19 protein-coding genes are annotated in these 16,699 nt (G+C 60.7%); 10 read left to right on the top strand and 9 right to left on the bottom strand.

The window, feature by feature from the left end:
* The first annotated feature begins 14 nt into the window (after positions 1 to 14).
* From KSW38_RS15260 to KSW38_RS15245, 4 genes are all read left to right on the top strand, one after another.
* On the top strand, positions 15 to 371 hold the full coding sequence (locus tag KSW38_RS15260; protein WP_216925772.1) for a non-heme iron oxygenase ferredoxin subunit: 357 nt from the start codon (positions 15 to 17) through the stop codon (positions 369 to 371).
* Between the two features lie 44 nt (positions 372 to 415).
* Positions 416 to 1,201 (top strand): Fe-S cluster assembly ATPase SufC, encoded by a 786-nt coding sequence (gene sufC, locus KSW38_RS15255; protein WP_216925771.1) that lies wholly within the window; start codon positions 416 to 418, stop codon positions 1,199 to 1,201.
* Between the two features lie 13 nt (positions 1,202 to 1,214).
* A complete protein-coding gene (locus tag KSW38_RS15250) occupies positions 1,215 to 1,547 on the top strand; it encodes a metal-sulfur cluster assembly factor (RefSeq protein ID WP_216925770.1) in 333 nt (110 codons plus the stop codon).
* Positions 1,548 to 1,850: 303 nt separating this feature from the next.
* Positions 1,851 to 2,741 (top strand): hypothetical protein, encoded by an 891-nt coding sequence (locus KSW38_RS15245; RefSeq protein ID WP_216925769.1) that lies wholly within the window; start codon positions 1,851 to 1,853, stop codon positions 2,739 to 2,741.
* Between the two features lie 77 nt (positions 2,742 to 2,818).
* Here KSW38_RS15245 and ypfJ read toward each other — a convergent pair whose 3' ends face one another.
* Positions 2,819 to 3,718 (bottom strand): KPN_02809 family neutral zinc metallopeptidase, encoded by a 900-nt coding sequence (gene ypfJ, locus KSW38_RS15240; protein WP_216925768.1) that lies wholly within the window; start codon positions 3,716 to 3,718, stop codon positions 2,819 to 2,821.
* A gap of 61 nt (positions 3,719 to 3,779) precedes the next feature.
* Between ypfJ and KSW38_RS15235 the strand changes: the two genes are divergently transcribed.
* Positions 3,780 to 5,171: a class I adenylate-forming enzyme family protein gene (locus tag KSW38_RS15235; RefSeq protein ID WP_216925767.1), complete on the top strand. Its 1,392-nt coding sequence runs from the start codon at positions 3,780 to 3,782 to the stop codon at positions 5,169 to 5,171.
* Positions 5,143 to 6,363: a thiolase family protein gene (locus KSW38_RS15230; protein WP_216925766.1), complete on the top strand. Its 1,221-nt coding sequence runs from the start codon at positions 5,143 to 5,145 to the stop codon at positions 6,361 to 6,363. Before KSW38_RS15235 ends, KSW38_RS15230 begins: the two co-directional genes overlap by 29 nt.
* A gap of 57 nt (positions 6,364 to 6,420) precedes the next feature.
* Here the strand turns inward: KSW38_RS15230 and KSW38_RS15225 are convergent, their stop codons facing one another.
* The 3 genes from KSW38_RS15225 to KSW38_RS15215 are packed head-to-tail and all read right to left on the bottom strand — an operon-like array spanning position 6,421 to position 8,447.
* Positions 6,421 to 7,050 carry an energy-coupling factor transporter transmembrane component T family protein gene (locus KSW38_RS15225; RefSeq protein WP_216925765.1) on the bottom strand — a complete coding sequence of 210 codons (630 nt, stop codon included), beginning with the start codon at positions 7,048 to 7,050 and terminating at the stop codon, positions 6,421 to 6,423.
* On the bottom strand, positions 7,047 to 7,799 hold the full coding sequence (locus KSW38_RS15220; protein WP_216925764.1) for an energy-coupling factor ABC transporter ATP-binding protein: 753 nt from the start codon (positions 7,797 to 7,799) through the stop codon (positions 7,047 to 7,049). Before KSW38_RS15220 ends, KSW38_RS15225 begins: the two co-directional genes overlap by 4 nt.
* A gap of 33 nt (positions 7,800 to 7,832) precedes the next feature.
* Entirely contained in the window at positions 7,833 to 8,447 is a 615-nt protein-coding gene (locus KSW38_RS15215) for a biotin transporter BioY (RefSeq protein WP_216925763.1), read from the bottom strand.
* Between the two features lie 278 nt (positions 8,448 to 8,725).
* Here KSW38_RS15215 and KSW38_RS15210 point away from each other — a divergent pair, with 278 nt between their 5' ends.
* A complete protein-coding gene (locus KSW38_RS15210) occupies positions 8,726 to 10,324 on the top strand; it encodes an ABC-F family ATP-binding cassette domain-containing protein (protein WP_216925762.1) in 1,599 nt (532 codons plus the stop codon).
* Between the two features lie 152 nt (positions 10,325 to 10,476).
* Here KSW38_RS15210 and KSW38_RS15205 read toward each other — a convergent pair whose 3' ends face one another.
* From KSW38_RS15205 to KSW38_RS15190, 4 genes are read right to left on the bottom strand one after another with little or no spacing between them, the layout of a single operon-like run.
* Entirely contained in the window at positions 10,477 to 10,962 is a 486-nt protein-coding gene (locus KSW38_RS15205; RefSeq protein ID WP_216925761.1) for a YbaK/EbsC family protein, read from the bottom strand.
* Positions 10,946 to 11,818, bottom strand: a complete 873-nt coding sequence (locus KSW38_RS15200; RefSeq protein ID WP_216925760.1) for an SURF1 family cytochrome oxidase biogenesis protein — start codon at positions 11,816 to 11,818, stop codon at positions 10,946 to 10,948. The genes KSW38_RS15205 and KSW38_RS15200 overlap by 17 nt, the downstream gene beginning before the upstream one ends.
* Positions 11,819 to 12,094 carry a hypothetical protein gene (locus KSW38_RS15195; RefSeq protein ID WP_216925759.1) on the bottom strand — a complete coding sequence of 92 codons (276 nt, stop codon included), beginning with the start codon at positions 12,092 to 12,094 and terminating at the stop codon, positions 11,819 to 11,821.
* Positions 12,091 to 12,591, bottom strand: a complete 501-nt coding sequence (locus tag KSW38_RS15190; RefSeq protein ID WP_216925758.1) for a DUF3099 domain-containing protein — start codon at positions 12,589 to 12,591, stop codon at positions 12,091 to 12,093. The genes KSW38_RS15195 and KSW38_RS15190 overlap by 4 nt, the downstream gene beginning before the upstream one ends.
* Before the next feature lie 153 nt (positions 12,592 to 12,744).
* On the opposite strand from KSW38_RS15190, the gene KSW38_RS15185 reads away from it, so the two are divergent.
* The 3 genes from KSW38_RS15185 to KSW38_RS15175 all read left to right on the top strand — a co-directional run bounded on the left by KSW38_RS15185 (position 12,745) and on the right by KSW38_RS15175 (position 16,139).
* A complete protein-coding gene (locus tag KSW38_RS15185; RefSeq protein ID WP_216925757.1) occupies positions 12,745 to 13,470 on the top strand; it encodes a beta-ketoacyl-ACP reductase in 726 nt (241 codons plus the stop codon).
* A gap of 125 nt (positions 13,471 to 13,595) precedes the next feature.
* Complete coding sequence (locus KSW38_RS15180) at positions 13,596 to 14,348, top strand: SDR family oxidoreductase (RefSeq protein WP_216925756.1); 753 nt, start codon at positions 13,596 to 13,598, stop codon at positions 14,346 to 14,348.
* A gap of 288 nt (positions 14,349 to 14,636) precedes the next feature.
* Positions 14,637 to 16,139: a sugar ABC transporter ATP-binding protein gene (locus KSW38_RS15175; RefSeq protein WP_216925755.1), complete on the top strand. Its 1,503-nt coding sequence runs from the start codon at positions 14,637 to 14,639 to the stop codon at positions 16,137 to 16,139.
* A gap of 130 nt (positions 16,140 to 16,269) precedes the next feature.
* Here the strand turns inward: KSW38_RS15175 and KSW38_RS15170 are convergent, their stop codons facing one another.
* Entirely contained in the window at positions 16,270 to 16,638 is a 369-nt protein-coding gene (locus tag KSW38_RS15170) for a hypothetical protein (RefSeq protein WP_216925754.1), read from the bottom strand.
* Positions 16,639 to 16,699: the final 61 nt, after the last annotated feature.

The raw sequence follows: 16,699 nt of genomic DNA, 5'->3' as shown, positions 1-16,699 counted from the left end.
CAGGCAGGACAACGATGAGTGAACAAACCAAGGGCGAACTGGTATGCAACGCCAATGACATCCAGGTCAAGCAGGCGCTGCGCGTCCTGATCGATGACTACCCCGTAGCCATCGTGAGGGACTCGATGGGTGAGATCCATGCCATCGGCGATACCTGCTCGCACGCGGACATCTCGTTGTCCGAAGGCGAGATTGACGGCTGTGCGATTGAGTGCTGGGGCCACGGTTCCCAGTTCGACCTCCGCAGCGGACAGCCTCTCCAGCTGCCTGCCTACGACCCCGTTCCCGTTTTCGCCGTCACCATCGATGGTGACGACGTCTACGTGGACGTGACCAACGTTGTGAACGGTGCTTCGGTAGACAACTACTGAGCGCCCAGTATCACCAGACTTACGAACGGAAAAGAAAGAAGAGCATGTCTACTCTTGAGATCAAGGACCTGCACGTCAGCATCGAGACGGAGCAGGGCACCAAGGAGATCCTGAAGGGCGTCAGCCTCACCATCAAGACCGGTGAAACGCACGCCATCATGGGCCCCAACGGCTCGGGCAAGTCCACCCTCGCTTCTACCATTGCCGGCCACCCCCGCTACACGGTGACCAGCGGCACCATCACTCTCGATGGCGAAAACGTCCTCGAAATGAGCGTTGACGAGCGCGCCCGTGCAGGCGTCTTCCTCGCCATGCAGTACCCGGTAGAGGTTCCCGGCGTCACCATGACGAACTTCCTGCGTACCGCCAAGACGGCGATCGACGGCGAAGCACCCGCCCTTCGCACGTGGACCAAGGACGTCAAGGCTGCCATGCAGCAGCTGCGTATCGACGCCGACTTCGCACAGCGCAACGTCAACGAAGGCTTCTCCGGTGGCGAGAAGAAGCGCGTCGAGATCCTTCAGCTCGAGCTCTTCAAGCCGAAGTTCGCCGTTCTGGATGAGACCGACTCAGGCCTGGACGTCGACGCCCTCAAGGTGGTTTCCGAAGGCGTCAACCGCGCACATGCAGAGGGAAACATGGGCACGCTGCTCATCACCCACTACACCCGCATCCTGCGCTACATCAAGCCGGACTTCGTCCACGTCTTCGTCGACGGCAAGGTTGTTGAAGAGGGCGGCCCCGAGCTGGCCGACCGTCTTGAAGAAGAGGGCTACGACCGCTACGCCGCAGGCGCAGGCGTTGCCGTTGCTCCTGCCGTACAGGGCTAGTTAGGATCGTTCCATGACCGAAATCAACGCGGCGCGCACCAGCCTCGAGGACGTCGAGGAAGCGCTCAAGGACGTCATTGACCCGGAGCTCGGTGTCAACGTCGTGGACTTGGGCCTCCTCTATGGCCTGAAGTACTCGGATGAGGACGGCGCACTCCTGATCGACATGACGCTGACAACGGCGGCTTGCCCGCTCACGGACGTGCTGGAAGAGCAGGTAGGCAAGTCCCTCGACGGCGTAGTGGATGAATGGCGCTTGAACTGGGTATGGATGCCGCCATGGGGTCCCGAACGGATCACTGACGACGGCAAGGACCAGATGCGGGCCCTGGGCTTCAACATCTGATCAGCAGGTTTCGCCCTCCAGGGGCAAAGAAATGGTTCCGGGCATATCGCCCGGGGCCATTTCTTGTTTCTCGGGAGACCGGCGTTGGGAGCACTCGCCAGCCAAGGCCAGCGGGCCGTCTGCGTTGCAGCACAGCCTTTCACCCTAAACCGGGAAGGAGTAGGATGCGGCCATCCGAGGCGCAACTCCAACCATCTTTGGTTTCCTAGGCCGGGTGGTTGGCGGTGTCTACTGGCTGGGGAGTGGCCGCACACCCGCGTTTTCGGTGCAGCTATAACTACACGCTGATTAGAGGCACTCCCAATGAAAGCAAAATTCGCCCTACCAAGTGTTATCGCCCTTGCCACCGCGGGACTCTTAGCGCCCGCCGCGTCGGCAGCACCCCCTGGCGGAAGTCAACTCTCTGGAGCAATTTTCACTACGGACGGTTCCGGCGTCCCGGTAAACCTGAACATTTATGACGCCAAGGAGGACGTCTACCTCAATGGCGGACCCGGCATCAACGCACCTGATGATGCTGCCGGACTGCCGGCAGGTGACTACTACTTCCAGGTTACTGATCCGTCGGGCAAGACCCTGCTGTCCACCGACGCAATCAACTGTAGGGAGTTCACTGTCAACAGTTCCGGTGTCATCGAGGACGTGGTTTCGGCCGGTGGCTGTGAACACGCGACGGGCGCGGACGGAGAGGACGGCGGAGCCACTGTCCAATTGTTCCCTTACGCCAACACCCCGAACAACGGCGGCGTCTACAAGGTGTGGGTAACCCCCGTGGACAAGTACGACTGCACGGCGCCCGGCAACAAGAACTGCTTCGTGCCCCGCCACAGCAAGGTGGACAACTTCAAAGTCCGCAACCCGCTGATCGTTGAGATTGATGTCCGCTTCTTTAAGAACGGCGCAGCCTTGGACGGCTATGGAGCTGAGTGGACCGACACGAATGGCGCCCACAACATCAAGTTCTCCGAGTGGAATCCGAGCCTTTTGGCCTACCACGAGGCTCACTTTGAGGCGACGGAACAAGGGACTCATTCCATCAAGGTTTCAAGTCAGCCCGGCTGTGCTCTTGGCTCGGTGCAAGGTCCGGACGGATCCCTGGCCAAGATCAAGGGCAGCAGTGCCACGGTCGCGGTCACCGTTGCTGACCATACGCAGGGCGACTACACCTACCGTGTTGACGTGACCTGCAACTAGCCGGCAGCGGCCGGCCCGGAACTTCCATCGGAAGTCCGGGCCGGTTTCCTTGCCAGTGTGCTTGGTTTGGTGGCGTCCTAAGGCGCGGCCACCCCGAACGTGTCGCATTTGTTGATGTCGCCGGTGGCGTATCCCTGGTAGAACCACTTCTGCCGCTGTTCACTGGAGCCATGGGTCCAGGATTCCGGTGAGACCCGTCCGGTTGCGGCTTCCTGGATGCGGTCATCGCCGACGGCGGACGCAGCGGACAGCGCGTCCTGCAGGTCCTGCTCGGTTATGGGGTCAAGGAACGGCTTGCCCGTTGCCGGGTCTTTCTGGGTGCTTGCGTGGCGAACCCAGAGTCCCGCGTAGCAGTCTGCCTGCAATTCGACACGGACTGCACCGGACTGCGGCCCTTGGGGATCCTGTTGTGCCCGGTCCAGATTGCCCAGGATGTTCTGGATGTGGTGGCCGAATTCATGGGCCACCACGTACTCCTGCGCCAGTGGTCCCCCTGATGAACCAAAACGGGTCACGAGCTCATCGAAGAACCCGGGGTCGAAGTATGCCTTGGTGTCCACCGGACAATAGAAGGGTCCTACAGCCGTGGTGGCAGGGCCACATCCTGTTTGGGTTCCTTGGTCGAAGATGACCGTTCCGGGCCGGGAGTACTGCACGTTGTACTGGGCCAGGTATTCGGGCCAGAAGGCATTAAGGCTGTTAACAGTGCCTGTGATTCGGCAGTCGAGTCGTTTGTCCGCGTCAGCGCCAGTCTGGCACTCCTGCACACCGCCGCTCCCGCCATCGACGGCGGGCGGCTGGGTTCCGCCGCCCGTAAGGTCGCCAAGGATGTTGGGGTTGATTCCGAAGAGGGCCAGAAGCAGCACGACGATGCCACCACCAATCCCGCCACCTATTTTCGTCCCGCGGCCCATGCCTCCGCCGCGTCGGTCTTCTACTTGGGATGGGTCAAGCTGCGCACCGTCATTGAAACTCATACAGTCAGAATAGACGTCACCATTGGTGCCGGAGGGCGAACACTGCCGTAAAATTGCGGGGATGCCTTTCCTGGACAAAATTCAGCTCTGGGCCGATGAGCGTCCCCACGACACCGCCGTCGTTGTGGGCCGCAACCGGCTCAACTGGGCCGAGCTCCGCGACGCCGCGGCGGGCCTGCTTGGCCGTGCGATGGCCACCACTGTGCTTGCCGAACCCAACTCCACTGACTTCGTCGCGAAGTTCACGGCGGCGGTGGCGGGGGAGCGCCGTTGTGCGGTGCTGGACCCACAGTGGCCGGCAGCAATGGTAGAAGAGGTGACCTCACGAATCGCCGACTCTACCGTCTCATCCCACCTTGAACTTACTGACGGTGACCTTTCCACCACCTTCCTGATTGGGCTCACTTCCGGCACCACTTCAGTGCCCAAGGCGTTCACGCGGTCCCGCCGTTCGTGGCAGGTTTCGTTCGAGGCGTCGATCGAGTTCTTTGGGCTCTCGCAGGAAGACCGGACCCTGGCGGCAGGTCCACTCTCCTCCAGCTTGAACCTCTACGCCCTGTCTGAGTGCCTGTACGCGGGCTCTGTATTCCACACGCTGGAGTCCTTCGACGTCGGCGACGCCCACGCTTCGATCAGCCATGACAACATCACAAGACTGGTTCTTACGCCCACCATGCTTCGTTTGCTGAGCGAACGGGGCCTGGCGGGAGACGTGGATGCTTCCGGAATCCGCAGCATCATCTGCGCGGGTTCCAAGCTCGATGGCCGTACGTTGGAAGCGGCGCGCCGCTGGGCCCCGCATGCTGCCATCTTTGAGTATTACGGAGCCTCGGAATTGAGCTTCGTCTCCGGCACACGCTTGGCTGCGGGAGAACCCCTTGACGTCGGGGGTACGGGGATTGGCCGGCCTTTTCCTGGTGTGGAATTGCGAATCCTGGACGACAATGGCCAGAACCTCCCGGACGGGGAGCACGGCAACATCAGCGTTCGCAGTGGAATGGTCAGCAACGGCTACCTTTGGGGAGACGACGGCCAGGCCCTCCGCTGCTTGGACGGCTGGTACACCGTGGGGGACCAAGGGTATCTCGCCGACGGGACCCTGCACATCCTGGGACGTCGTTCGGACATGATCATCACCGCGGGAAAGAACGTGTACCCGCACGAGGTGGAGCTTGCCCTCGCCTCCGTTCCAGGCATCGAAGTTGCGGTGGCGGCCGGCGCTCCGGATGACATCCGGGGTCAAAGGGTGATTGCCGGCGTCGTTCCGGCCTATGGCGCAGTCACGGCGACCCAGCTCCGCACGGGCCTTGACGGCCTGCTCGCGCGGGACAAGTGGCCGCTGCAGTACTACGTCCTGTCCGAGTTACCCATTACGGATCGCGGAAAGGTCAGCCGGATGGTGCTACTCGACTGGATCAAAAACCATGATGCCCGGGCGCGTCCCCTTGGGTAGCGGCTCTTCCATGCCGGAAGTGGACGAGTCCCGCCAGCCTGTCATCATCGCGGCTCTGCGGACTCCGATCTGCCGTGCAAACGGGCAGCTGAGGCATCTCCGGGCGCCGGACCTCCTGGCGCCGGTCATCCGTTCCCTCATTGAGTCGGCATGCATTGACCCGGCCGGTGTGAACGACGTCATCATGGGCAATGCTGTTGGTGGCGGTGGAAACGTAGCGCGATTCGCCGCATTGCAGGCCGGCCTGCCCATCTCAGTGCCCGGGCTCACGGTTGATCGGCAGTGCGGTTCCGGCCTGGATGCTATTGCACTTGCCGCGCGTCTGGTTGGCGCCGGTGGAGATCCGCTGTATCTGGCTGGCGGGGTGGAAAGCATCAGTACCGCTCCAGCGCGCGCCCACAGGACCGACGACGGCGGCCTGGACTTTTATTCGCGGGCCACCTTTGTGCCACCCGGGTTTGGTGACCCCGACATGGGTGTAGCCGCGGAAAATGTGGCCCGCACGTTTGGTATCAGCCGTGAGCGGCAGGATGAGTACGCACTCCGCAGCCATCGTCGGGCTCTTGGGGCTGCTGCAGCGGGCAAGCTCGCGCGCGAAATCGTGCCGCTTGAAAATGCCGGGACGATCGTCGACGCCGACGACGGCCCCAAGCGTTCGTTGCGCGCTTCGCTGATGTCACGGTTCCCGGCAGTTTTCGTCCCCGACGGAACTGTCACGGCAGCTAACTCATGTTTCGACGCCGACGCGGCTGCCGCCGTCGTTATTACTTCCCTGAAGCGTGCCCGGGAGATGGGCGCGGTTGACGGCTTGCTGGTTTTGGGTTGTGAGACAACGGGAGTGCATCCGGAGTTGCTCGGCATCGGGGCGGCGCACGCCGCGGAACGGTTGTTGGCGCAGCACGGTGTGGCTGCCACGGACGTAGAGCTCATCGAATTCAACGAAGCTTTTGCCTCCCAGAGCATCGCTTGCCTTGATCATCTGGGCATCGATCCTGGGAAAGCCAATGCAGAGGGCGGAGCGCTGGCGCTCGGCCACGGCTACGGTGCTTCGGGGGCTGTCTTGGTGACGCGCCTGCTCACCCAGGCTCGAAACCTATCCGAAAACTCTGGTGGCGCACCGCTGGGTTTGGCGATGATCAGCATTGCCGGGGGAATGGGCACGGCAGCACTCCTGCGCTACGCCCGGCTCTGACCCAACTGCGTCGCATTAGAGCGCGTTTAGAGCCGTCAAAACGCGCTCAGCTGCGACCTAGTTGGGCACGTCCGGTTCCCCGAGTCCCCGGGCGGCCAAGGCGTCGCCGGTTTGGCGCGCATAAGCGACCGTCGTGATAAAGACCGGGAGTATGAGTGCCCTCGGGTTGCGTTCAAGTCCACGGGCGCGGGCCGCATCCCTGACGTCCGAAAACGCTCCTGCAATGAAGGGGATGCTCCTGAGCATCACGGCGATAGTGAGCGCGAAACGCTCCGGATCGGCACCGAAGCGCTGGAAGGGTTTGGCCAGGGAGACAACGCCGTCCAAGAGGTCCTGGACGGGTGTGGTGGCTGTCAGGACTGAGGCTGCGACGACGCACACCAGGACATTCAGGACGATGCGCGCAGCCGTAGGGGCACCCAATTGCCACCATTGAAACAATCCAATCACCACGAGGACGGGCGTAACCGTCCATATGGCCCGCGTCAGGCGGCGCAAACCGGCCCCGCTGAGCAAGAACAAGCCGCACATCATGGCGAAGACCAACAGCGAGACTTGCCAGTCGACAATCAGGAACGACGCGGTCCCGCACGCTGCAACCACCAGGAACTTCAGCCACAACGGGATTCGGTGGATGAGCGAGTTGCCCGGCACATAGTTTGCGATCAGGAAGCCGTGGCCCCTCATGACTGGCCTCTCCCCGGACGTTCGCCAAGGCCGGGAACCTCGTCGAGCGCAGTTGCGCACAGCTCCCGGTACCGGGCGACACCTTCGGCGGCATCGCCGTCGAATACTATCCGCCCCGACTCCACTACCAGCACGCGGTCCATCTCCAGGGCGAGGTCGAGGTCGTGGGTGGACATGACGACTTGCTGTTCCAGGCCCGTCAGGGTGCGCCGGAGTAGCTCGCGATTACGCAGGTCAAGGAGGGTGGATGGCTCGTCAAGGACCAGCACCTTGGGATTGACGGCGATGACTGCCGCCAAGGCGAGCAGCTGACGCTCCCCGCCGGAGAGCTCATAGATGCTCTGGTCTGCCAGGGGCAGCAGGCCAAACCTGTCAAGAACTGCTTCCGCGTGTGCGGCTCGTTCGCGGGTGTTCTTAATGGAGCGCCGCAGGGAGAGTTCAACGTCTTCACGGCCGGTAGGCATCACCAGTTGCGACAAAGGATCAGTGAAGACGAATCCGACGTTGGCACGAACCCTACGCACAGCTTTGACTGTGTCATCGCCGTGGACTTCAACGGTTCCCTCGCTTGGCTCCACCAATCCGTTCAACAGCCGCAACAGCGTGGACTTTCCGGAACCGTTGGCTCCGATGACGCCGATTCGCCGCTCTGTAAGGCTCAAGGAAACATCCTCCAGCAGGGTCTTGGACGTGCTGCTGCCGTCAATGGCTACACGAACCGAGACCCTGCTGAAGCTGATGGAGTTCATAGAGATATTGTTTCCGACTTTGCGTGACGCAGGCTATTTGACCCTGCGGACCAGGACATCCGGGAAGGCCTTGTGAATAGCCACGGCAATGATCACGGCGAGGACGTTTTTGAGGATGTCCCCGGGGTAGAACGCAAGATCAGCAATGAAGGCTTTGGTGAAGTCCAGTTTGCCGTTGACCATCATGCCCAGAACGCCCAGGCCGTGTATGAGGACGATGCTGCTGACCATCGCGGCAGCAAACAGGAGCAGGGAACGGTTCCTTACCGTCTTGCGGATAACCAAAGCCGCCAGATAGCCGGTGGCCGCCGCCGCAAGGGGGAAGGCAATGATGTACCCTGCCGAAGCTGTAGCGAGGATGCCCAGTCCACTGCGGCCCCCGCTGAAGATCGGCAACCCGGCCAGGCCAAGGAGGACATAGAGTCCGACGGCGGCGAATCCCCGCCCGGGGCCAAGCACCAGGCCACTAAGCATCACAGTGAGGGTTACCAAGGTGATCGGCACGCCAAGGGCGCCAACCGGAATGCCGGGAACGATCGCGGACGCGGCCACCAAGGCTGCGAAGACGGCAATGAGGCCGAGGTCTGTGGCGGTCCATCGCTTACGCGAGGAGTTGCGCTCCACGGAGGCGGAGGTGGTTTGGCTCATGACGGGTCCTATCAGGAAATGCTGTGGGTGCGTGGTCGAAGTTTTATTCCCCCAATAGTGAGGATACGGAGCTTGGAAAGGCTCTTTTTTGGAGCCTCTCAACAAGCGGGGGTAAAAATTCTGTGTGGGATGGCACAATGTGCCGCCCGGGCGACGTAAGGTCCGGGGGAGGGCGGGGTGCCGGTAGACTTGAACAGGCTGTTCTCACGGCCCTCCCCGCCGCTACTACCGGGTCAACCGGTCACGCAGGCGTTCCCCATTGAAAGGCATCACCCGAATTGATTACCGTCCAGGAACTCGAACTCCGCGCCGGCGCACGCCTGCTCATGGACAAGGTCAACTTCAGGGTGGACAAAGGCGACAAGATCGGCCTTGTTGGACGCAATGGCGCGGGCAAGACCACTTTGACCCGCGTCCTCGCCGGCGAAGGCCTTCCGGCAGGCGGCAAAGTGACCCGCAGCGGTGAGATCGGCTATCTGCCCCAGGATCCCCGCACGCCGGACATGGAGCAGCTCGCCCGAGATCGCATCCTGTCTGCACGTGGCCTGGACGTGGTGGTAGGGAAGCTGAAGAAGGCGCAGGCCGAGATGGCCAGCGACGACGAAGCCGTACAGCGAAAGGCCATGAACCGCTACGATCGCCTGGAAGCTGAGTTCCTGGCGGGCGGCGGATACGCCGCTGAAGCTGAGGCAGCCGCGATCTCCTCCAACCTTGCGCTCCCGGAACGCATCCTTAACCAGCCGCTGAAGACCCTCTCCGGTGGCCAGCGCCGTCGCGTGGAGCTCGCGCGCATTCTTTATTCCTCGGCAGAAACCCTGCTCCTGGACGAACCCACCAACCACCTTGACGCCGACTCCATCACCTGGCTGCGCGACTTCCTCAAGGACCACCAGGGTGGGTTGATCGTGATCAGCCACGATGTTGAATTGTTGGAGGCCACAGTCAACAAGGTCTACCACCTTGATGCCAACAGGGCCCAGATCGACTACTACAACATGGGTTGGAAGCGCTATCTCCAGCAGCGCGAAACGGATGAAAGGGCCCGCAAGCGCGAACGGGCCAATGCGGAAAAGAAGGCCCAGGTCCTTATCGACCAAGCCAACAAGATGCGCGCAAAGGCAACGAAAGCTGTCGCAGCGCAGAACATGGCAAAGCGTGCAGAGCGTCTCCTTGGCGGTTTGGAAGCCGTTCGTGAAAACGATCGCGTCGCCGCACTGCGCTTCCCGGACCCGTCACCCTGCGGCAAGACCCCACTGACCGCCGAAGGGCTCAGCAAGTCCTACGGCTCCCTGGAGATTTTCACTGACGTGGACTTGGCGATCGACCGCGGCTCCAAGGTGGTCATCCTTGGCCTCAACGGTGCGGGCAAGACCACCCTCCTGCGAATGCTCGCAGGCGTTGACAAGCCGGACACCGGCGACATCATCCCGGGACACGGATTGAAGGTGGGCTACTACGCCCAGGAGCACGAAACCCTGGACCACGATCGCACAGTCCTTGAGAACATGCGTTCCTCCGCACCGGACATGAAGGACGCCGAAGTTCGCGGCATTCTGGGGTCATTCCTGTTCTCAGGTGACGACGTCGAGAAGCCGGCCGGTGTTCTGTCCGGTGGCGAGAAGACCCGGCTCGCCCTCGCAACCATCGTTGCATCCAGCGCCAACGTGTTGCTCCTGGACGAGCCCACCAACAACCTGGACCCAGCCAGCCGTGCGGAAATCCTCGGTGCACTGAAAAACTACAGTGGCGCTGTCGTCATGGTCAGCCACGATGAAGGCGCCGTCTCGGCCCTGAATCCAGAACGCGTGGTGCTGCTCCCGGACGGTGTTGAAGATCACTGGAACGAGGACTACCTGGACCTGATCACGCTGGCGTAGGGGCTGTTCACTTCTGCATCCGATGCGCGCCGTGGTTGCGTTCGCTACGCGGCGCGCCGGATTTGCCGCGTGCTCGCTCGTTCCTCGCTTAGACGCACGCTACGCACTTCAACCGCGTCGCGCCGCTCGGGGGCCCGTCACGATTACGGCGGTTAGCGGACTTGTAGTGGCTCCGCGTGAGTGATGTGAGCCAACTCCCCGTAGGTGATGGAGAACATTGAATTGTGGTCTCCGGCGCCGGCCCATAGGACGGGGTGTTGCTTCAGCGAGATATCCAGAATGGTGCGGATGTGGTTGGGGTGACCGACAGGGGCGACGCCTCCCACTTCCTGGCCGGTGTGTTTGAGCACGAAATCAGGCTTCGCCCGGCGGATCTTTCCGGTGCCCAGTAGTTTGGCTACCAGTGTTGTATCTACTCTCGCGGCTCCGCTGGCGAGGATCAGCAAGGGTTTGCCGTCGAGTTCGAAAATCAGGCTGTTGGTGATGGCCGCAACCTCGCATCCAAGGACCGAGGCGGCCGCTGCAGCGGTGGGCACTTTGTCCTCGAAGATCCGGACGGTGTCCTCGGCGCCTGCCGCCGTGAGGGCCGACTTCACGTTGAGCACCGGGTCCGGAATCGCTTCAGTAACCTTGGGCATCCAGGATTGCGTCTTCCTCTTCTTCCGACGTGGGGCGCTTATTCTTTCGGCTTGTAGGCACACGACGCTTGGACGGCCCACTGACGGCAATAACTTCGTCCTCGCCGTCTTCGTCCTCTTCCGCGTCGATGGCAGCGTTACGCGCCTGCTGCCGGGCTGCGTAACCAAAGCCAATGAACATCAGGACGCCGAAGGCAAACCACTGCAGGGAGTAGGAGAGGTGCGTGCCCTCTTCCGTGGCTGGTTTGGGGAAGGGCGTCGGCATGGGCTGGACCGCGGGATCCTCGCTGGCCAGCTGCCCATAGGCGCCCGTCGCTATGGGGTAGGGGAGTTCGCTTGCAAAGCTGGCAAGGTCAATGGATGGTAGCTGTCCATCCACCGCACCGCGGTCCAGCTTCGGTTCCGTTGGCTTGAGGCGGGCAATCACGGTCACCTCACCCACGGGAGGTGCCGGAACGACGTCGGGACGGCCAGGTGTGTTGTTGCCAATTGGCAACCAGCCGCGGTCGATAACCACCGCTTCGCCGGTGCTCAGGCGGAAAGGAACCACGACGTCGTAACCTGGCTGCCCATTCAACGGACGGTTTCGCACAACGCGCTGGCCGTTCAGGTCGTAGCTACCGCGCAGCTCTACCTGGGTCCATTCCCGCTCGGGGTCCATGGTACGGAACTGGTCCTTGATGTTAGCGAAAGGGACCGGTGTCGCTGAGTAATTGCTCACTACGCGGTTGATCTCAGCCAGCGTCTCTGCCCGCCGATCCATTTGCCAACGGCCGAGGAACACGCATGCTGTGGCGAAGATAACGGCCAGAACAAAATAGCCCAGCCACTTGCTGGAGAAAAGGAAACGATACATTCAGCGGGCCTCGCCAACGGCAGCGGCATCTGCCTCGAAAGGGACGGTCTCTTTCCAAAGGCCCCGGGTCTGGAGGTAGTCCTCAAGCCAATCGCGGTGCTCGTTGCACGAAAGCCAAACTTTCCGCCGCTCAGGAGTGTGGATCCGCGGGTTGTTCCACAGGAGTTGCCAGGCTGCGCCCTCCCGGCATCCCTTACGGGAGCAGAGAGCGGGGCCAGTGGCGCGATCAGGCTCCTGGCTGCCCAAACCGGCGCCCCCCAGGTTAAAGATGTTCATGAAGCCGCCCGTTCGTTGCCGGCATCGCCGGCCTTGGGTGTATGAGTCTCGTCAGGCTCTGTTCCCTGACCTGGTGGCTCGTCGTCTACCACTTCGCCTTTCAGCACCGTGACGTTGTCTGTCGATTCGTCTTCGGTGGAGTTCGAAGAGCCCTCGATTTCCGCTGATGCCACGTAGTCCAGCAGGGAATCGCTGTGGTCCTCGGCCTTATCGCTGCCATTAGCTATGACAACGGCAATCCAAGGGAGGAACACTGCGCCCGCCACGGCGATTATTTTCAACCAGCCGTCCACCACGAAGATCAGGATGATGCAGACCATGCGAATACCCATAGCTACTGCGTACTTGATCATGCGCTCCCGCATGTCCTCCGAGTGGGCAGCCGCGGCATCGGTGATGCTGTGGACTTCGGGGTCGCCGGAGAAAGCGTCCGGATCCCCGGGCACCTGCTGTAGGGGACTGTTTTCTCGTGTCACAGCTGAATCATCACGCTCCAAAGGCTTCTCTCAATTCTCTCACCAAGGCGGTAGGCGCCCAAACCGCGGGACAGGCCGGTTACCCGCGGGTTGGAGCAGGTGCCCGATAAGATCTAGGCAGGAAATCCCCTCTTCACCGCAGCACACCCATGCCGCAGAACCTGGAGCGAAAGTATGTCTGAAGCAGTATCCACCGGCCGCAGCGTCCTCATTACCGGCGGCAACAGGGGCATCGGTCTGGCCATTGCCGAGTCCTTCCTCGCAAACGGTGACAAGGTGGCAGTGACCTATCGAAGCGAAACAGAACTGCCTGAAGGCATCCTGGGAGTCAAAGCCGACGTCACTGACGAAGCCTCGATTGATGCCGCTTTCAAGACAGTAGAGGAAGCGCATGGCCCGGTGGAGGTTTTGGTTGCCAACGCGGGCATCACTAAAGACACACTGCTCCTGCGCATGAGCGAGGACGACTTCACGTCTGTGCTGGACACAAACCTCACCGGTGCGTTCCGCGTCATAAAGCGTGCTTCCAAGGGCATGATCCGGCTCCGCAAGGGCCGCGTGGTCCTCATCTCATCCGTGTCCGGCCTGTATGGAGCTCCGGGTCAGATCAACTACTCCGCATCGAAGGCGGGCATGGTAGGCATCGCACGCTCACTGACCCGCGAACTGGGCAGCCGGGGGATCACGGCCAACGTGGTAGCTCCCGGATTCATCAACACGGACATGACGGCAGAACTGCCCGAGGAAACCCAGAAGTCGTACCTGGCAAACGTTCCCGCAGGCCGTTTCGCCGAGGCTGCCGAGGTAGCCAATGTTGTGCGTTGGGTAGCCAGCGATGAAGCCGCCTACATTTCAGGCGCTGTAATTCCCGTTGACGGCGGTCTCGGGATGGGCCACTAAAGCGGCACGCACTGAGGCTATCAGCCAGTTTTTGTCGTCACCCGACAAAGGGGTTCGTTCCCACCACTGGCATGATGGAACCCGGACCCGCATATTTTTAGACGAAGTGAACAAAAGGAGCACGAATGGGAATGCTGGATAACAAGACCGCGATCGTCACGGGATCTTCCCGCGGCATCGGTGCTGAAGTCGCCAAGATCCTCGCGGGTGAGGGCGCCGCCGTCGTCGTCAACTACCGTCAGAAGGCACCGCGCGCCAACAAGGTAGTTGCTGAAATCGAGGCAGCCGGCGGCCGCGCTGCGGCCGTCGGTGCAGACCTCACCACCGACGAAGGCGTGCACACTCTTGCCAGCACCGCCATGGAGCAGTTCGGTTCGCTGGACGTCCTGGTACTGAATGCTTCCGGTGGCATGGAATCCGGAATGGAGGAGGGTTACGCCCTCAAGCTCAACCGCGACGCCCAGGTCAACATGCTCAATGCGGCTGTTCCCCTCATGCGCGAAGGCTCGCGCGTCGTCTTCGTGACCAGCCACCAGGCGCATTTCGTGGAGACCGTTCCCACCATGCCTGAATACGAGCCCGTGGCAAAGAGCAAGCGGGCCGGCGAGGACGCATTGCGCGCACTTCTGCCCAACCTTGCTGACAAAGGGATCTCGCTGGTGGTTGTTTCCGGCGACATGATCGAGGGCACCGTCACGGCCACCTTGCTTGACCGCTCCAACCCGGGCGCCATCGAGGCCCGCCGCGCAGAAGCGGGCAAGTTGTATTCTGTTGAAGAATTTGCGGCAGAGGTCGCCAAGATGGTGACGGCCGACGTCGAAACCGGCCACACCGAATACGTGGGCGGAGCAGACTACTTCGGCAAATCCGCCGAGTAGGCAACCTCGCAGGATTAGTTGTGGCCTGGACACGCGTCCGGGCCACAACTGTTTAACCGTTGAAATGCCAGGCAAAGGTGGGGGTGACAATTTGATAAATTATTCAGTTTTCCGCGACACGAAATGCGGTTAGTTGTTTCAAGTTCCAGTTTTTGCATTCACGAAGTCAATCTGATTGAATCTCCAAGGCGTCGTCGTCCCTAAATGTAAGCGAACTGTATTAGGCCAAGGTAGGAACTTTATGGCAGTGTCCAGGGTCGAACCCACTACTGTGAACTAGGAGCATCTTTGGACCTGTTACTGCATGCTGATGATATTCACGCGTCCTACGATCAAAGGCGCATCCTCAAAGGCGTTGAACTTTCACTCCACCGCGGCGAGATCCTGGGATTAATCGGAACCAACGGTGCCGGCAAAACAACTCTCATGGGTGTACTGTCCGGATCCCATAAGCACGATAGCGGGCAACTCATGCTGGCTGGCGAGAAATATGGACCGGATTCGATGGAGGAAGCCCAAGCTTGCGGCGTGGGCCTCATCCCGCAGAACTTCCGGCTCAACTCTGACCTGACCGTCGCCGAGGCAATTTTTCGGGAAACTTTTCAAGCCGATAAATCCCATGATGAACTCCGGGTTCAAGCAATCAAACTCATCCAGGACGTCGGAATCACCTTGGATCCCGACGTAAAAGTGGGCACTCTGATTCGTGCCGAGCAGACCCTTGTGGAAGTTCTGAGAATGGTTGCCGAAGAAGCCCAACTCGTGATCATGGACGAGGTTGCCGCGTCGCTACCGGATCATGACGTCGCCGTCCTGCATCGAGTCCTGAGGATGCTGGTCGGGCAGGGGCGTGCGATCATCTACATCACCCACCGACTCGATGAAGTCCGGTCCATAGCGCACCGTATCGCCGTCATGCGCGATGGCAAGGTCCACAAAATGCTGGAAGCCAGCCGGACCGACGTCGACGAGCTCGCCTTCCTCTTGCTCCAGCACAAGTTGGCTAACAACTCCAGGCCCACTGATCCGGCACCCGGAGATGAGGCTATGCGGGTGGTGGAGCTCACCGTGGAAGACAGTATCCGAGATATTTCCTTCAGCGTATCCAAGGGTGAGATTTTCGGTTTGGCCGGAACGCATCGCTCAGGCATATATCAATTGGTTGAAGCGCTGGTAGGTATTCACCCGAGTACCTCGGGCCGCATTTTCATACAAGGGAAGCCCGTAGAGATCCGGGGGCTGCAGGATGCACTGCGTTTGAAGATCGGTTACTTGTCAGACACCGCAGACACCCTGGAATCGGCAAGCGGAATCGTTGAAGGCCTTCAGCGCAGCGACGATACTTCCGGGGCGAATTTACAGGATGAGATCACACAGCTTCGTGGCGTGATCGAACTGGTTCGCCGCATGCGCATCAACACGACAAACATTCATGGCGCCATCACTACTCTTTCCGGTGGCGATCGGCAGAAGGTGCAGCTTGCCAAATGGATGACCAGTGATTGCGATGTGTTGATTCTTAGCCACCCCAGTCGCGGCATAGATGTTGGGGCCAAAGAGACGGTGTACAGGATGCTCCAGGAGCTCAGCCGGACGGGGGTTGCAATCATCCTCTTGTCGTCGGATTTATCGGAACTGGTCAGTTGGTGCCATCGGATTGGTGTGATGCGCAACGGCGAAATGGTGGCCATCGAGGCAAATGCCAATACCAACGAAGACGCCCTGGTGCACCATATGCTGGGCGAGAAGTTCACCTCGGGCAGTGGGGAAGCACGCCGGGTAAAGAGTTGACGGCACTGTGCCCTCTTGACGTGAAACGACTGTGCCCTTCCTGACGTAAAACGACTGTTCCCTTCCTGACGTGAAACCGAAAGGGGCGCCCGCGAATGCGCGGCCGCCCCTTTTACTCTTCCAGTGAAGATCAGATGGTAATTCCCTTGGCGAGGTTACTGAGCTTGTGGCGCGCCAGTGCAAGGTTTGCGTACGTTCGGTCCAGCACCAAGTAGACAAACAGGCCCTTGGAACCGCCCGAGTTCAGGACGTTAATCAGGTGGTACTGCGAGCCGAGAGTGATGAGGATATCTTCGATATCGCTGTCCACGTGGAGGTCCGCCATGGTGCGGAGTTTTGCACTGACAACATTGGAGTTGCCGGCAGCTGCCACGCCCAGGTCAAAGCCAGGGTTTCCACCTTGGGCTAAAGCCATTCCGCTGGAATAGTCCACGACGGCCGCGCCTGTTGCGCCCTCGATAGACAGCAACTGCTTTATGGATTCGTCAAGCGTGCTCATAATTTGTTCTTCCTTTTCTTTCTCATCATCACCGATATGTGTGAAGTAGACCGCCCGGGCT

The sequence above is a fragment of the Paenarthrobacter aromaticivorans genome (assembly GCF_019038615.1).
In the GTDB taxonomy this organism is placed as follows: Bacteria; Actinomycetota; Actinomycetes; order Actinomycetales; family Micrococcaceae; genus Arthrobacter; species Arthrobacter aromaticivorans.
This window is presented reverse-complemented; position numbering and strand designations above follow the sequence as displayed.